Below are 15,291 nucleotides of genomic sequence, written 5' to 3'. Positions count from 1 at the left end.
CCAGAATGATTTCATCAGGAACCACTGCTTTACTTCTGCGTAGAAACCAGGAGACGTAAATGCCAACAGTATCAAATTTTGCAATGTCTAACATCGAGGTTGAAGATATCATGCAGCACTCCGCCGAAACGGGCAAGCACAAGCAGCAATTGTGCACCGGTAAACCATGCGCACCTGTCGCTCCAGGCCACTGCTGACAGGCGAGCGCAACATGGAGACAATCGCTAACACCTCTTCGTGGAAACAGGCCGATCGTATGGCATTGCTGGTCATAGACCTGCAAAATGACTTCTGCTCACCCGACGGTTATCTTGCCCAGCGCCGCGGCTACAAGGTCGACCATGTCAAGGGCGTGCTACCCAATATCAGGCTTTTGATAAGGCAGGCCAGGGCCGCCGGCACGCCGATTGTGTGGATCCGTTCCCACTACGATTTCAAGTACATCAACGAAGCCTTCATGGCGAAACGCGGCGAAGAGGGCTGCTGCCTCGAAAACACCTGGGGCGCCGATTTCTATGAGGAACATCCTGCCGAAGGCGACATCATCGTCGACAAACACAGTTTCAGCGGTTTCCACGGCACCAATCTCGATGACATCCTTCGCCAGCACGGAGTCAAAACGCTGATCGTCACTGGGGTGGCCACGAACGTCTGCGTCGACTCCACGCTGCGCGACGGATTTTTCCGCGGATATCACATCGTTCTCGTCGGCGATGCCGTCGGCAGCAATAGTCAAACCGGCCACGATGGAACGCTCGCGACGGTAAACAACAATATCGGCACGGTAGCTCCCACCGCCGAAGTAGCCCAGTGGCTCGCCCGCAACTATGTGCCGGCGTAGCGCCCCGGCTGATCTAGCGGCGCCCGGGGCGCGGCTAGATCAGCCGGGGCGCTACCGTTGCCAAATGGGCATGTAGGACGGCTCCTGAGCCGTGCCGACGGAATCGATCCGGCACAGGTAGGGCTCGGCAAAATGAGTGGGCAGCAGCAAAATGCCATGGGCGGCGCAGTTGTCCAGTACATCGAGGCGAGTCTGCAGCGCTTGCACCGGATCATCGTCGAAAACCGAATATACCTTGGGATAAGGCAGCTGAATGGGGTGATGTATGACGTCGCCGCAAAACAATGCATGCCCTCCGTCCGTCCTGAGCCTTATTTTTATGTGGCCGGGCGTATGGCCGTATGCCGCCTCGACCGTCATGGCATCGTCCAGCGTATAGCCCTCATCGACAAGTTCCATCTGCCCCGCTTCCACGACCGGCAACACGCTGTCGGCAAAAATAAACCGTTCCGATTCGCGATGTACATAGTCCGGCCTTCTGTCATCCCAGCGGGCGAATTCCTTCTTCGTGAATAAATACTTGGCATTCGGAAAGGAGGGCACCCAGCGGCCGTTTTCGAGCCGCGTGTTCCAGCCGACGTGGTCGGCATGGAAATGCGTACACATCACGAAGTCGATATCCTCGGGCTTCGCTCCGGCGCGCGCGAGCCGTTCTATCCAAGGTTCGTTGCGCATATGGAAACGAGGATCGACCGGCCGCTCTTTGTGATTGCCAATGCAACTGTCGATGAGAATCGTATGGTGCGGAGTACGCACCAGCCAGCTGTGTATGCTGGTCCTGATACGGTCTTCCTGCGGGTCGTAAAAGGCGGGAACCAGCCAGTCCTTCTGCGCCTGCCACATTTCGGGCCGGAAATCGGGAAACATGCCGGTGCTCTTGAGCCCCGGGCCCTGATAGTCCTCGACACGCGTAATTTCGACAAGGCCCAGCCTCAGGCCGCAGCCACAGCGGTTGACGTCCATTGCATGGCGAAGCATCATTCATGCCTCCCCATCCTACAACCTCTCGGGGGCCGGCAATACGTGACCGCATTTGTCGCAGGTGCGAAACTCTTCGGAGTTGTAGAAGTTCTCGTAGGCGCGTCCCACCGGGTCGTTGGTGTAGTGGGCGACCACGTAGCTTTCTTCATGCAGGAAATTGTCGCACTGCGGACAGTACCAATGGAAGCGGTCGATTTCGCCGGGCAGCCGGGCGCGCTCTATGACGAACTGGAAGGAGTCGGGCGCAAAGCGCGGCGAATGCGGCACCAGGGGCGGCTGGAACAGCACCGAACCCTCGGGCACGTAAGCGATCTCCTCTTTGCCCTCGGGCGTGCGATAGTGCAGGTTGAGATCGCCCTTGAGCGAATACTGGATCTCGTAGCTGGGGTTCAGGTGGAATTCGCTGCGATATTCGCGTCCCCGCGCCACGAAGGCCAGCGAATCGGGGGTGAGCCACAGTTGGTGGGTTCGCTTGCCGGTCTCGGTAAGGTGGCGCATGACGGCCTCAAAATCGAGATTGGGCATCTCGAAACCGCTCGTCACGATCATCTGATTCAGTGCACTCGCTGTGCTCATTGCATGTCTCCTCGACTGAAATATCCCCTGCTTGGCAGGCCGGGCCTGCTCGCCGTCCTCTTGAAAAGAGGTGCGCCTCGCCCAGGGGGCGGCGGCAAGAAAGCGCGCCGCGCTTTGCTTCGAATCCCATTTTGGCATGTAGCGTCAGCGCCTGGTTGCGCAAAAATCTTCTAAGGTTGCCGAAACGCTTTATGCCTGCCTCAATCCATGCGGAACAATTCGCGATGCTCGCGGATGGCGTAGCGGTCGGTCATGCCGGCGATGTAGTCGGCGATGGCGCGGGCCTGCTCGACGTCGCCCTCGCGCCGGTATTCGTCCTTGAGCAGGCGGGGGTCGTCGATGAAGGCGGTGAAGAGCTCGCGCACGATGCGGCGCGCCTTGGTCGTCATGCGCATCACACGGCTGTGGCGATACAGGTTGGCAAGCAGAAAGCTCTTGAGCGCATTGGTCTGCGCGCGCATGGGCGCCGAGAACGCGGCCAGCGGACCCGCCAGGCGCACCTCGTCGGCGCTGCCGGGACGCGCATGCCCGATCCGGGCTCGCGTGGTCTCGGTCAGGTCGACGATCAGCGTATTGATCATGGCCCGGATCGTTTCCGAGACGGCGCGCTGGCGCTCCAGATTGGGATATTTGCGCATCACGCCGGCGTAATGGGTGGCGAATATCTCGATCTGCATCAATTGCTCGATGCGGATCAGGCCCGAGCGCAGGCCGTCGTCGACATCGTGATTGTTGTAGGCGATTTCGTCGGCCAGATTGGCGATCTGCGCCTCGAGCGAAGGCTGGGTGCGATCCAGAAAGCGCCGGCCGATCTCGCCGAGTTCGCGCGCGTGCGAGACCGAGCAGTGCTTGAGTATGCCCTCGCGCGTCTCGAAGCACAGGTTCAGGCCATTGAAGGCCGCATAACGCTCTTCCAGTTCGTCGACGACCCGCAGGCTTTGCAGATTGTGCTCGAAACCGCCGGCCTCCGGCGCCATTTCATGCATGCAGGCATTCAGTTCGTCCTGGCCGGCATGGCCGAAAGGAGTGTGGCCCAGGTCGTGGGCCAGTGAAATCGCCTCGGTCAGGTCTTCGTGCAGGCTCAGGTTTCGAGCCAGGGTTCGCGCAATCTGCGCCACTTCGATGCTGTGCGTCAGGCGGGTGCGAAACAGGTCGCCCTCGTGATTGATGAAGACCTGGGTCTTGTACTCGAGCAGCCGGAAGGCGTTGCAATGAATGATGCGGTCGCGGTCGCGCTGGAACTGGGTGCGATTGATGGGCGGCGCCTCGGGGTGCAGGCGGCCCCGGCTGCGTTCCGGATCGCATGCATAAGGAGCCAGCGCCGTCGCCGCCATGGCCCGCACCGCTAGACGGCCGCGGTGCGCTGCAATACTTCTCGCACCGCCTCGTCCGGAACCGACTGGCACACCGCGCGCCCGATCTCGGGCAGCAACACGAAGCGCAATTGCCCGCCCTCGGTCTTTTTGTCGACCTGCATCAGGTCCAGCCAGCGCTCGACGCCCAGGTCGGGGGGCGTGTCGGGGCAGCCGATGGCCCGCACCAGCGACCGCACCCTTTCGACGCTTTCGCGCGGCAGGCCCAGCGCAACGGCCGACAGTTCGGCGGCCTGGATCATGCCGCATCCCACCGCCTCGCCATGCAGCCACTGGCCGTAGCCCAGGCCGGCCTCGATGGCATGGCCGAAGGTATGGCCGAAATTCAATATGGCGCGCAGCCCGGATTCCCGCTCGTCCTGCGAAACGACATGGGCCTTGAGTTCGCAGGAACGGCGGATCGCATAGGTGACGGCCGACTCGTCCAGGGCCCGCAAGGCGTCCACATTCTGCTCGCACCAGTCGAAAAACGGCGCATCGATGATCAGCCCGTACTTGATGACCTCGGCCAGTCCCGCGGTGATCTCGCGCGCCGGCAGCGTCCGGAGCACGTCGATGTCGATTTCCACCGCCACCGGCTGGTAGAAGGCGCCGATCATGTTCTTGCCGAGAGGGTGGTTGACCGCCGTCTTGCCGCCCACCGACGAATCGACCTGGGCTAGCAGCGTGGTCGGAATCTGCACGAAGCGCACTCCCCGCATGTAGCACGCGGCGGCAAAGCCCACCATGTCGCCTATGACGCCGCCGCCCAGGGCGGCCAGCACCGCCTTGCGGTCGAAGCGGTTCTTCAGCAGGGCATCGAAAACCAGATTCAGCGTCTGCCAGTCTTTGTACTCTTCGCCGTCCGGCAGGTCGACCCGCAGCACGCGATGTCCGGCCTCGGCCAGCGTTTTTTCGACGCCGGCGGCATACAGTCCGCCCACGGTGGGATTGGTGATCAGGGCCACCGCGGTCGCGTCCGCCGGGATGCTTTGCGCCAACAGGGCCAGCCGGCCGGGGCCGATGTGGATGGGATAGGACCCTCCGGGTGTTTCAACGTGTACAGAGTTCATCGCGCGTGTTCGTGTTGTTCCAATAGCGTCACCAGGTCGTGCACCGCCTGGGGAATGGGCGTGCTGCCGGTGTCGAAAGCGAGCGTGGCCACTTCTTCATAGAGCGGCGCGCGCTGCGCCAGCAGCTCGGCCACACGGGCGCGCGGGTCGTCTGTTTGCAACAACGGACGCTGGCGGTCGCGGGCGACGCGCTGGTACAATTCGTCGCTGGTGGCCCTGAGATAAATGACCAGGCCGCGTTCTTTGAGCATGCAACGGTTCTGCTCGGCCAGCACGGCGCCGCCGCCGGTGGCCAGCACAATGCCTTCCCGCTGCGAATACAGGTCCAGCAGCTGGCTTTCGCGGCGCCGAAAACCTTCTTCGCCCTCGATTTCGAAAATTACCGCAACGGGCACGCCGCAACGGGCCTCGAGCGCAAGGTCCAGGTCCACGAATTCGCGGTTCAGGGCCTTGGCCAGGTGGCGTCCGATGGTGGTCTTGCCCGCCCCCATCATGCCCACCAGAAATATCGGCTTGCCGCCGGCCCCGGCAGGCGCCGCAAGCGTCTGCTCGTCGCATGAAACATCGGCCGGGACGGCGGCATTCGCGCGTAAAGAATCATTCATTTGTGTATTATCCCACTTGCAATCCTTCTTTAGCCCACTACCCCCGCATTAATCCGTTACATTGTTCCTGCGCATCGAGCGCTGCGCGGTTTGCCTGGGCTTAAAATCGCCATCAATGAGTTCTACTAAATCTTCCAACAGCAAGCCCCGATCACGCTTGCCGCGATTCCTGATCAAGTCGGCCGTCTTCCTGGCCGGGCTTGGCCTTTGCGGGGCGCTGCTTGGCGCGCTGGCCCTGGCGCTGGCCTGGCCCAATCTGCCCGACCTCACGGCCATGGTCGACTATCGGCCGCGCGTTCCGCTGCGGGTGTATACGTCCGACAAGGTGCTTATCGGCGAATTCGGCGAAGAACGCCGCAACGTGCTGCGGTTCGACGAAATTCCCGACGTCATGAAGTCGGCCATTTTAGCAGCCGAGGACGACCGTTTTTACCAGCACGGCGGCATCGACTGGACGGGCGTGGCGCGAGCCGTGGCGGCCAACATCGTCCACATGTCCAAGACCCAGGGCGCCAGCACCATCACCATGCAGGTGGCCCGCAATTTCTATCTGTCGTCCGAAAAGACCTACACCCGAAAATTCTACGAGCTGCTGCTCACCTTCAAGATCGAGGCCACCCTTACCAAGGACCAGATCCTCGATCTGTACATGAACCAGATCTTCCTGGGCCACCGGGCCTACGGTTTCGCCGCGGCATCACGCACCTATTTCGGCAAGCAGCTCAGCGACATCACCGCGGCCGAGGCGGCCATGCTGGCCGGCATCCCCAAGGCGCCCTCGCGCTTCAACCCCATCGCCAACATGCCGCGCGCCAAGGCCCGCCAGGCCTATGTGCTGGGCCGCATGCGCAGCCTGGGCTACCTCACCGAAGCCGAATACCAGGAAGCCATGGCCCAGCCCATCGAGCTCAAGTCCGCTCCCGGCACGCCGGCCGGCGGCTATGCCATCCATGGCGAATACGTCGCCGAGCTCGCCCGCCGGCTGCTCTACAGCGTCTATCAGGACAACGTCTATTCGCGCGGCTTCAACATCTACACCACCATACATTCCAAGGACCAGCAGGCCGCCTACGAGGCGGTGCGCGACGGCATACTGCAGTACACGCGCCGCGCCATCTACCCCGGTCCCGAAGAAACCATCCGCCTGCCGGAAGGCATCGAAAAAGACAGCACGGCGCTGGACACCCTGCTCGACGACCTGCAAGATAAATACCCCGACAGCGACGACCTGCTCATGGGGGTCGTGCTGGCGGCCAGCCCGGAAAAGGTCACGGTGGCCCGCAGTTCGCAGCAGATCATCGAGGTCACCGACAAGGACGCCCTCAAGATTGTTGCGCGCGGCCTGGGCAAGAACGCCAAAGACCAATACCGCATCGAACGCGGATCGATCGTATATGTGCATAAAAACGGCGATACCTGGGAGGTCATCAACCGCCCGGCGGTGCAAGCCGCCTTCGTATCGATCCGTCCGCAGGACGGCGCCATCATCTCGCTGGTGGGCGGCTTCAACTTCGAAGAACAGTTCAACCGCGTCACCCAGGCCTGGCGCCAGCCGGGCTCCGCCTTCAAGCCCTTCATCTATGCCTCGGCGCTGGAGCGCGGCCTGACGCCCTCCACCCAGGTGTCCGACGAACCCTTCATGCTAACGGCGGCGCAAACCGGCTCCAAGGCCTGGAGCCCCAAGAACTACGGCAACACCTACGAGCCCATGCTGACGATGCGCCAGGCTTTGTACAAGTCGAAGAACATGGTGTCGATCCGCATCATGCAGGCGGTGGGCCCCAAGTACGTTCAAGACTACATCACCCGGTTCGGCTTCGACCGGTCGCGCAACCCGGCGGTGCTGCCCCTGGCGCTGGGCGCGGGCAACGTCACCCCGCTGCAGCTGGCGGGCGGCTATGCCGTCTTCGCCAACGGCGGCTACCGCGTCCCGCCCTATCTCATCGACCACGTCACCGACTCCAGCGGCAAGGTCATCATGCAGGCCAAGCCCACCGTCGCCGGCGACGCCGCGGCGCGCGCCATCGACCCCCGCACCGCCTACGTGATGAACGACATGATGCGCGGCGTCGCCACCTACGGCACGGCGGCGCGCGTGCACGGCGCGCTCAAGCGCAACGACATCGGCGGCAAGACCGGCACCACCAACGACTCGCACGATGCCTGGTTCGCCGGCTTCACGCCCAAGCTCGTTGGCGTCGCCTGGATGGGCTTCGACCAGCCCCGCTCCCTCGGCTCACGCGAAACCGGCGGCGGCGCTTCCATGCCCATCTGGCTCGATTACATGCGCGTTGCGCTGGCCGATATACCCGAAACGCCGGTGGGCGATCCGCCCAGCGGGCTCAGCAGGATCGACGGCGATTACTATTTCTCGGAATTCCCGCCGGGACAAGCCGTGGCCCGCGTCGGGCTGCCCACGCCCAACGAGTTGAACATCGACGGCAGCGGCATCGATGGAAGCGGCATCGACGGCATCGGCACGCTGCTCGAACAGCTCAGCTCCAGCGGCCGGGGCGATGCCGCCCAGGTTCAACGCGTACAGTTCTAGATCACGACTTTGATGGGCTGGCCCGTGGCCTCGGACACGATCTGCGACAGGGCCTCCGCCATGTGGGGGCCGCCGCGCGTGTCGTTCCAGCGCTGCCCGTCGAAGCGATAATGAAAACCGCCGCTGGGCGCCGCCACCCACATTTCCTGCATGGGCGCCTGGCTGTTGATCACCACATGGATGGCGTCGTCGAACACCAGGGTCAGGACGTTTCCGCTGCGATGGGCCTCGATGTCGAGGTCATACAATGATATCCAGTCGTCGGACTGGCTTTCCAGGTCATCCAGTATGGCCTCGCTTCGAGCGAGGAATTCTGTTTCGTTCATATCGCAATACACCCGATTTTTGGAGTTCGTCATGCAAGCGTCCCGAACCAAGACACCCGCTTCAGTCACGTACCGCATTGTAGCCAGCCTGGCCGTGTCGACGCTGTTGGCCGCCTGCGGCTACAAGGGGCCGCTGTACATGCCGCCCCCGCCGCCCCAGGATTCGCTGACCGCGCCCCCGCAGCCCGCGCCGACACCGGCGCCCGACGACAGCAACACCGCCACGGCTATTCCTTTAGCAGGCGAATGACGAGCTCTCTCAGCCATCTGTTGCTGGCTTCATGCTCGTAGCGGCGGTGCCAGTGCACCGCAACATCGCTGGGCGGAACGTCGATGGGCAGCGAAAAGATATGAAACCCGCCGTGGCGGTTGAACTGCCGCGCAATGCGATGCGGTATCGCACACACCATGTCGCTGCGTTCGAGAATGTCGGGCACGACGGTGAAATGCGGCACGCGTAGCGCGACCTTGCGGTGCACTCCCTGAGCCAGCAACAGATCCTCGAACAGTCGATGGGCGTTGGAGTTGGAGCCCACCAGGATGTGCGGCATGGATAGGAAGTCGTCCCGCGTCACCTCCCGCCGCCCGGCGAAGGGGTGTTCCTCCCGGACCATGCCGACGTAGGCTTCGCGAAACAGGATATCGTGCTGCGTCAGGGGATTGAGGTTGGCGAGATGGCCGATCGCCAGGTCGAGTTCGCCCTGGCGAAGGGCGTCGACCGTTTCGTCCATGGAAACCGGGTCGACTTCGACGCGCACGTTGGGCGCGTGAACGCCGAGGTACTCGCACAGCGGCGGCAAAAAAGCCATTTCGCCCAGGTCGGACATGCTCAACCGGAATGTGCGGCGGCTATGCGCCGCATCGAACACCAGATGGCTGTGCACCGCATTGTGCATCATGTCCAGGCTGATGGAAATGGGTTCGAACAGGCGTCTTGCTGCGGGCGTCGGCTCCATTCTGTGCCGCTGCCGGACGAACAAGGGGTCTCCCAAAAGCTCTCGCAAGCGGCCCAGCGAATAGCTGATCGCAGGCTGGGTCAGGCCGAGCTTGTCCGCTACCGTGGTAAGGCTGCCTTCTTCATAGATGGCGCGAAAGACGCGCATCAGGTTCAAGTCGATTTCGCGTGGAAGCGTCATTTCGGATAAACCAGACTTATTTAATTAATAAACTCCATTAGATTGACCCATATTAGAGCCGCAACCATACTTTGTTCAACTATTTGGAGGACAAGGTGGAAAAAGCGGACTACATCTGGATGGACGGCAAGACAGTGGCCTGGGACGAGGCCCATGCACACGTCATCAGCAACACACTGCACTATGGCTTCGGGGTCTTCGAGGGTATACGCTGCTACAAGACGGAACGGGGTCCGGCGGTGTTCAGGCTGCGCGAACACATGAAACGTCTGAGACACTCGGCCACCATCCTGGGGTTCGAAGTGCCCTACTCGCTGGACGAGCTCGTGGAAGCCACCCGCGAGATCATCAAGGCCAACGGGTCGGACGAGTGCTACATCCGGCCTCTGGCCTACATCGGCCATGGCGGCATGGGCCTGTCCTACGAGAACTGCGACGTCAATGTCTCCATCGCCACCTGGCATTGGGGCGAGTACATAGGCCAGGGCACGCTCGAAAAAGGCAGCCGCGCCAAGACGTCCAGCTACATACGCCATCACATCAATTCGCACATGTCCAAGGCCAAGGCCTGCGGCAACTACATGCTGTTCCAGATGGCAAGGACCGAAGCCCGGCGCGACGGATATGACGAAGCCCTGCTGCTCGACGCCAATGGCCATGTCGCCGAAGGATCGGTCGAACACGTCTTCATCGTCCGGGACGGCGTGCTGTTCACGCCGTCGCTGGCGCACTTGCTGGACGGCATCACACGCGCCACCATCATCACCCTGGCTCGCGACAAAGGACTGGAACTGCGTGAAGAACTGTTCTCCCGGGACTATGTCCTGACAGCGGACGAAGCCTTCTTCGTCGGCACGGGCGCCGAAGTGACGCCCCTGGTGGAACTGGACAACCGCCGTATCGGCGACGGACGTCGCGGCCCCGTGACGACGATGCTGCAGCAGGCCTACTTCGACCACGTCCATGGCCGTGCCGACACCCATCCCGAGTGGCTGACCTATGTCTGATGCGCGCATCAGGCTGCTCAGCCTGGACGACGTCAGGGCGGCCAGCCCTTCGCCATCCCAGGTTCTGCAGCATATCCGGCAAGCCTATGCCCACGATGGGAACGGCCACGTCGATGTGCCGCTGAAGATCGGCATCCGGCCCGACCGGCCCGACAGTTTTCTGGACGCAATGCCCGCCTGGGTCGGCGCCGACTGCCGCGCGCTGGGCATGAAATGGGTCTCGTACTACCCCGACAACCGCGGGCAGGGCAAGGCCGATTCCTCGGGGCTGATCGTGCTGAACCATCCAGAGCATGGCCATCCCGTCTGCATCATGGAAGGCATGCTGGTCACCTTCATGCGCACGGCGGCCTGCGCGGCTGTCATGGCGAAGCCCTTCATCCGCAAACCGCCACGCCGGCTCGGCCTGGTCGGCTGCGGCGGACTCGGCAGATGGGCGCTGCGCATGTTCGGGATGGCCTTTCCGACGCTGGACACGGTCTACGTTTCATCTCTCAGCAGCGCTTCGCGCGAGCGCTTCTGCCATGAAATGAGCCGGGAGGGAGACTGGACGCTGATACCGGTCGCCGAGCCGTCCCAAGCGGTTCAGCCCGCCGACATCGTCATCTCTTCCGTTCCTCCGTCCTCAGCGCCTCCCATTGCACCGGGGTGGCTGGGGCAGGACTCGATATTCGTTCCGCTCGATTTGCTCAATTCGTGGCAGCCCGAAGTGCTTTCAGAAGCCGGCCTGCTTGTCGCGGACGCGCCCGCCTTTTTCGCCAAGCTGCTCCAGGCGCATCGGCCCGGCCTGGCGCCGCCGCGGCGCATGCTGCGCTTCCAGGACGTTTCAGCCGCCGAACCGCATCATGCGGGCCCCACCATGATTGCCGTATGCGGAATAGCCAGCACGGACGTCGTCCTCGGCTGGGAGATCTACCGGCGCGCCTGCGAGGCGGGCCTGGGTGAACTCTTCGACATGAAAGCATCGGACGCGGACATGATCCGCGCCGCCTGACACATACCAAGGAAAAGCGATGCAGCCAAGCACTTCATGTGTATATCGCAATGCCCGGATCATAGACGGAACGGGTCGTATACGGCAGGGCTACCTGGCGGTCGAGGGCGCCTGCATTGTGGACGTCGGCGACGGCGACCCGCCAAAGAGCCTGGCCGGCCGAAACGCCGTCGACCTGCGGGGAAGGACGATCGTGCCGGGAATGATCGATTGCCATGTGCATCTTTCCATGGACGCCAAGCCCAAGCTGGACCCGCCCGTCTCGCCGCAGGATCACATGCTCGCCGTCCTGCGCGCCGGCCGCAACGCCCTGCACACGCTCCATAGCGGCGTCACGACCGTGCGCGACTGCGGCACGCCGGGCCAAGTCGACTTCGCGCTGCGGCGCGCCGCCCAGGACGGCCTGTGCATCACGCCCCGGCTGCTGCTCAGCGGACAGGCCTTGTGCATGACCGGCGGTCACGGCTGGCAGTTTCTGGGCACCGAGGTCGACGGCCCGGACGCGGCCAGACGCGCCGCCAGGCAGCAATTGAAGGCCGGTGCGGACAACATCAAGCTGATCGCCACCGGAGGCATCCTGACGCAGGGCAGCGAAATCGGCAATGCGGAGCTGTCCGTGCAGGAGATGCGCGCCGCCGTGGACGAAGCCCACAATGCGGGCAAGATCGCCGCCGCCCACGCCCACGGAGGCCAGGGCATCAAGAACGCCATCCTTGCCGGCGTCGATTCGATCGAGCACGGCTACTTCATCGACGCGGAAGGCATCGACATGATGCTGGAACGTGGGACATGGCTGGTGGCCACGTCCACGCCGGTGCGCAATGTCGTGCTGCACGGGACCGAGGCGGGGATACCCGAAGCGGCGGTCGCCAAGGCCCGCAGCGCCATCGATGCGCATGTCGCTTCGTTCAAAGCGGCGCGGAAGGCGGGCGTCCGGCTGGCCATGGGTACGGACGCGGGTGTTCCCTTCACCAGGCATGGCACGAACCTGGACGAACTGTTCTATCTGGTCGAATTAGGCATGACCCCCATGGAAGCTATCCAGACCGCGACCCGGGACAGCGCGCGCATGCTCAAGATGGAACATCTGGTCGGCACCCTGGAAGCCGGCAAGTATGCGGATTTCCTGGTGCTGGACGCCGACCCGCTCGAGGACATCTCGCTGTTGCGAGACCCGGAACATGTGCGCCAGGTCGTCCTGAACGGGCGCACAGTGCTCGATCGCGATGCCAGCCGCTTTCTGATGGGCGCGGCATTCAGCAATATCGGCGTCGGCGCCCCCGGGACGCCCGCCTGATCAGCCGGCCCTTCGGGCCCGGCGGCCGCGGCCCATGCGCCTCGGCGTGTTTCATTACAAAAAAATCATACTCAAGGAGGCAGTAATGAAAGTAGTCAAGAAAGCCTGGAGCCTATTAGCCGTCACCGCCCTGCTATGCGCAGGCGGCATCGCCCATGCGGAAACAGAACTGCGGGCGGTCAGCGCCTTTGCCGCCGGAACCGCTTTTTCAAAGCCTTTCGAAAGATTTGTCCAGAAGGTCAACGAAGACGGCAAAGGGCTGCTGCGCATCCGCATACTGGGCGGCCCCGAAACCATGCCTCCCTTCGAGCTGGGCAACGCGGTGGCCAGCGGCGTGGTCGACATCGCCAACATTCCCGGCGCCTTCTACCTCAACCGCATGCCCTCCGCGGATGCCTTGCGGCTCAGCGAGATACCCATACACGAACAACGGCAGAACGGCGCATGGGAATACATCAACTCGCTGCACAACAAGAAGATGAACGCCTGGTACCTGGCGAGAACCGCCGACGAGCAGCCGTATCACTTGTACCTCACGCGCAAGATAGACAAGCCCGACCTCGACCGGCTCGTCATCCGGGTCTCGCCCACTTATATGTCCTTCTTTCGCGCTCTGAACGCCAGTGTCGTCCAGACTCCCCCGGGCGAGGTCTACACCGCGCTGGAGCGCGGCGTCGTGCAGGGCTATGGCTGGCCGCTGCACGGGGTGATCGACCTCGGCTGGCACGAAGTCACCAAGTACCGCGTGGATCCGGGCTTCTACCGCGTGGACGTCAATGCCCTGGTGAACCTCGACCGCTGGAACGGGCTCAGTCAGGAGCAGCGCGACCTGCTCAGCAAAACGGCGCTTTGGCTCGAACAGAACCAGCATGAAGAAATGCCCGAGCTGAACCGGAAAGAACTCGAACTTCAGAAGCAGGCCGGCATCGAAACCCTGACCTTCAGTGCGGAGGACGAGAAGCGCTGGAGCGACACCGCCCTGCGGACGGGATGGGAGCAGCTCGCCGCGCAAGCCCCCGCCGAAGAAGTCGAGCGCTTGCGAGCGCTGCTGACCAAGCAGGAGTGAAAGACCGGCTCTCGGGCAAGCGCCCGGGGGCTGTCCATGAAACGGGGCGCATGTGTTGTATTATTTTGGGCTGTGTGCGAACTTGCGCGTACAGCCCGATAATGCCCGGCATGCCGCCGCGTCCTGCGCCGGCATGCGCTTCCTATCTTTGATTTCATGACCGTCGCTCCCCATTTCGCCTTCAAGAACCAGGTCCTGCACGCCGAGGACGTCCCCCTCACCACGCTCGCCCAGGAATTCGGCACGCCCCTGTACGTGTATTCGCGCAAAGCGCTGCACGATGCCTGGCAGGCCTACAGCACCGCCGGCGAGGGTCGCAATGTGCTGGTCTGCTTCGGCATGAAGGCCAACTCCAACCTGGGGGTGCTGAACGAATTCCGCAAGCTGGGCTCGGGCTTCGACATCGTCTCGGGGGGCGAGCTGGCCCGGGTGCTGGCCGTGGGGGGCGATCCGGCCAAAGTGGTGTTTTCCGGCGTCGGCAAGCAGGACTGGGAAATGCGGGCCGCGCTGGAAGCCGGCGTCAAGTGCTTCAACGTCGAGTCCGAGGCCGAGCTCGAGCGGCTGGCGCAGGTTGCCGCACAGGCGGGCAAGGTGGCGCCGGTATCCCTGCGCGTCAATCCCGACGTCGACGCGCATACCCATCCCTATATCTCCACCGGCCTCAAAGAGAACAAATTCGGCATTGCCATCGAGACGGCGCCTGAAGTCTATCGGCGCGCCGTGCAATTGGACAGTCTGAAGATCGTGGGCGTCGACTGCCACATCGGATCGCAGATCACCGAGGTGGATCCCTACCTGGATGCGCTCGAAAAACTGCTGGACCTCATCTGCGCGCTGGCCGACAAGGGCATACGCATCGAGCATCTGGATCTGGGCGGCGGCATCGGCATCCGCTACACCGACGAAACGCCTCTTACGCCCAAGATGCTGCTCGACAATGTATTCGAACGGCTGCAAGCACGAAACCTGGGCCATTTGCAGATCGTGCTGGAACCCGGGCGTTCGCTGGTGGGCAACGCCGGCGTGCTGCTGACCGGCGTGCAATATCTGAAGCACACCGACGCCAAGAACTTCGCCATCGTCGATGCCGCCATGAACGACCTGTTGCGTCCCACCCTGTACGATGCCTGGCACAGCGTCGAGCAGGTCGGACAGCCGGCCGAGCAGCGGCCGGCCGACGCCAAGACCTACGACGTGGTGGGCCCCATCTGCGAAAGCGGAGACTGGCTGGCGCGTGATCGGCAGCTCGACCTGCGGCAGGGCGACCTGCTGGCCATCATGTCGGCCGGCGCCTATGCCTTCACCATGTCCAGCCAGTACAACACCCGGCCCCGTCCCGCCGAAGTCATGGTCGATGGCGGCAGCTATCACGTCGTGCGGCCCCGTGAAACGCTGGAAAGCCTGTTCGCCGACGAAAAAGTGCTGCCTTAGAGCCTGTCAACACTAAAAAGGGCAGCCGCACTGGCCGATTACCGGTCCGATCCGCGAA

15 protein-coding genes are annotated in these 15,291 nt (G+C 62.9%); 8 read left to right on the top strand and 7 right to left on the bottom strand.

The features are described 5' to 3' along the window. Positions 1–211: 211 nt before the first annotated feature. Positions 212–841: a cysteine hydrolase family protein gene (locus tag CSC67_RS04845; RefSeq protein WP_167752756.1), complete on the top strand. Its 630-nt coding sequence runs from the start codon at positions 212–214 to the stop codon at positions 839–841. A gap of 51 nt (positions 842–892) precedes the next feature. On the opposite strand, the gene CSC67_RS04840 is transcribed toward CSC67_RS04845, so the two are convergent. The 5 genes from CSC67_RS04840 to CSC67_RS04820 all read right to left on the bottom strand — a co-directional run bounded on the left by CSC67_RS04840 (position 893) and on the right by CSC67_RS04820 (position 5,428). After that, on the bottom strand, positions 893–1,822 hold the full coding sequence (locus CSC67_RS04840; RefSeq protein ID WP_118993394.1) for an MBL fold metallo-hydrolase: 930 nt from the start codon (positions 1,820–1,822) through the stop codon (positions 893–895). Positions 1,823–1,837: 15 nt separating this feature from the next. Beyond that, the gene (locus tag CSC67_RS04835; protein WP_245220124.1) at positions 1,838–2,398 is read right to left on the bottom strand and encodes a 3-hydroxyanthranilate 3,4-dioxygenase; all 561 of its coding nucleotides are present in this window, start codon (positions 2,396–2,398) and stop codon (positions 1,838–1,840) included. Positions 2,399–2,598: 200 nt separating this feature from the next. Next, complete coding sequence (locus tag CSC67_RS04830) at positions 2,599–3,732, bottom strand: deoxyguanosinetriphosphate triphosphohydrolase (protein ID WP_118993392.1); 1,134 nt, start codon at positions 3,730–3,732, stop codon at positions 2,599–2,601. 11 nt (positions 3,733–3,743) lie between these two features. Then, positions 3,744–4,823: a 3-dehydroquinate synthase gene (gene aroB / locus CSC67_RS04825; RefSeq protein ID WP_118993391.1), complete on the bottom strand. Its 1,080-nt coding sequence runs from the start codon at positions 4,821–4,823 to the stop codon at positions 3,744–3,746. After that, a complete protein-coding gene (locus CSC67_RS04820; protein WP_425337627.1) occupies positions 4,820–5,428 on the bottom strand; it encodes a shikimate kinase in 609 nt (202 codons plus the stop codon). Before CSC67_RS04820 ends, aroB begins: the two co-directional genes overlap by 4 nt. Positions 5,429–5,543: 115 nt before the next feature. Between CSC67_RS04820 and CSC67_RS04815 the strand changes: the two genes are divergently transcribed. After that, positions 5,544–7,976 carry a penicillin-binding protein 1A gene (locus CSC67_RS04815; protein ID WP_118993390.1) on the top strand — a complete coding sequence of 811 codons (2,433 nt, stop codon included), beginning with the start codon at positions 5,544–5,546 and terminating at the stop codon, positions 7,974–7,976. On the opposite strand, the gene cyaY is transcribed toward CSC67_RS04815, so the two are convergent. Further along, a complete protein-coding gene (gene cyaY / locus CSC67_RS04810; protein WP_118993816.1) occupies positions 7,973–8,302 on the bottom strand; it encodes an iron donor protein CyaY in 330 nt (109 codons plus the stop codon). The genes CSC67_RS04815 and cyaY overlap by 4 nt on opposite strands. 31 nt (positions 8,303–8,333) lie before the next feature. On the opposite strand from cyaY, the gene lptM reads away from it, so the two are divergent. Next, a complete protein-coding gene (gene lptM, locus CSC67_RS04805) occupies positions 8,334–8,552 on the top strand; it encodes an LPS translocon maturation chaperone LptM (protein ID WP_118993389.1) in 219 nt (72 codons plus the stop codon). On the opposite strand, the gene CSC67_RS04800 is transcribed toward lptM, so the two are convergent. Next, complete coding sequence (locus tag CSC67_RS04800) at positions 8,530–9,438, bottom strand: LysR family transcriptional regulator (protein WP_118993388.1); 909 nt, start codon at positions 9,436–9,438, stop codon at positions 8,530–8,532. The two genes, lptM and CSC67_RS04800, sit on opposite strands and share 23 nt — an antisense overlap. 119 nt (positions 9,439–9,557) lie before the next feature. Between CSC67_RS04800 and CSC67_RS04795 the strand changes: the two genes are divergently transcribed. The 5 genes from CSC67_RS04795 (at position 9,558) to lysA (ending at position 15,233) form a co-directional block, all read left to right on the top strand. Next, on the top strand, positions 9,558–10,445 hold the full coding sequence (locus tag CSC67_RS04795) for a branched-chain amino acid transaminase (RefSeq protein ID WP_118993815.1): 888 nt from the start codon (positions 9,558–9,560) through the stop codon (positions 10,443–10,445). Next, positions 10,438–11,439 carry a hypothetical protein gene (locus CSC67_RS04790; RefSeq protein WP_118993387.1) on the top strand — a complete coding sequence of 334 codons (1,002 nt, stop codon included), beginning with the start codon at positions 10,438–10,440 and terminating at the stop codon, positions 11,437–11,439. Before CSC67_RS04795 ends, CSC67_RS04790 begins: the two co-directional genes overlap by 8 nt. Positions 11,440–11,458: 19 nt before the next feature. Beyond that, positions 11,459–12,736, top strand: a complete 1,278-nt coding sequence (locus tag CSC67_RS04785; RefSeq protein WP_118993386.1) for a metal-dependent hydrolase family protein — start codon at positions 11,459–11,461, stop codon at positions 12,734–12,736. 85 nt (positions 12,737–12,821) lie between these two features. Further along, positions 12,822–13,802, top strand: a complete 981-nt coding sequence (gene dctP / locus CSC67_RS04780; protein WP_118993385.1) for a TRAP transporter substrate-binding protein DctP — start codon at positions 12,822–12,824, stop codon at positions 13,800–13,802. 156 nt (positions 13,803–13,958) lie between these two features. Then, complete coding sequence (gene lysA, locus CSC67_RS04775; protein WP_118993384.1) at positions 13,959–15,233, top strand: diaminopimelate decarboxylase; 1,275 nt, start codon at positions 13,959–13,961, stop codon at positions 15,231–15,233. Positions 15,234–15,291: the final 58 nt, after the last annotated feature.

Source organism: Pusillimonas caeni (genome assembly GCF_003545815.1).
Classification (GTDB): Bacteria; Pseudomonadota; Gammaproteobacteria; order Burkholderiales; family Burkholderiaceae_B; genus Pusillimonas; species Pusillimonas caeni.
Note: the sequence above shows the minus strand (reverse complement) of the source record. Positions and strands in the feature narration are given on the sequence as shown.

Bases quoted from the DNA above. Each gene is read 5' to 3' on its own strand.
- CSC67_RS04815 (WP_118993390.1), top strand. From the start codon at position 5,544: ATGAGTTCTACTAAATCTTCCAACAGCAAGCCCCGATCACGCTTGCCG.
- cyaY (WP_118993816.1), bottom strand. From the start codon at position 8,302: ATGAACGAAACAGAATTCCTCGCTCGAAGCGAGGCCATACTGGATGAC.
- CSC67_RS04820 (WP_425337627.1), bottom strand. From the start codon at position 5,428: ATGAATGATTCTTTACGCGCGAATGCCGCCGTCCCGGCCGATGTTTCA.
- lysA (WP_118993384.1), top strand. From the start codon at position 13,959: ATGACCGTCGCTCCCCATTTCGCCTTCAAGAACCAGGTCCTGCACGCC.
- CSC67_RS04840 (WP_118993394.1), bottom strand. From the start codon at position 1,822: ATGATGCTTCGCCATGCAATGGACGTCAACCGCTGTGGCTGCGGCCTG.
- CSC67_RS04830 (WP_118993392.1), bottom strand. From the start codon at position 3,732: ATGGCGGCGACGGCGCTGGCTCCTTATGCATGCGATCCGGAACGCAGC.
- aroB (WP_118993391.1), bottom strand. From the start codon at position 4,823: ATGAACTCTGTACACGTTGAAACACCCGGAGGGTCCTATCCCATCCAC.
- CSC67_RS04785 (WP_118993386.1), top strand. From the start codon at position 11,459: ATGCAGCCAAGCACTTCATGTGTATATCGCAATGCCCGGATCATAGAC.
- dctP (WP_118993385.1), top strand. From the start codon at position 12,822: ATGAAAGTAGTCAAGAAAGCCTGGAGCCTATTAGCCGTCACCGCCCTG.
- CSC67_RS04845 (WP_167752756.1), top strand. From the start codon at position 212: ATGGAGACAATCGCTAACACCTCTTCGTGGAAACAGGCCGATCGTATG.
- CSC67_RS04795 (WP_118993815.1), top strand. From the start codon at position 9,558: ATGGACGGCAAGACAGTGGCCTGGGACGAGGCCCATGCACACGTCATC.
- lptM (WP_118993389.1), top strand. From the start codon at position 8,334: ATGCAAGCGTCCCGAACCAAGACACCCGCTTCAGTCACGTACCGCATT.
- CSC67_RS04800 (WP_118993388.1), bottom strand. From the start codon at position 9,438: ATGACGCTTCCACGCGAAATCGACTTGAACCTGATGCGCGTCTTTCGC.
- CSC67_RS04835 (WP_245220124.1), bottom strand. From the start codon at position 2,398: ATGAGCACAGCGAGTGCACTGAATCAGATGATCGTGACGAGCGGTTTC.
- CSC67_RS04790 (WP_118993387.1), top strand. From the start codon at position 10,438: ATGTCTGATGCGCGCATCAGGCTGCTCAGCCTGGACGACGTCAGGGCG.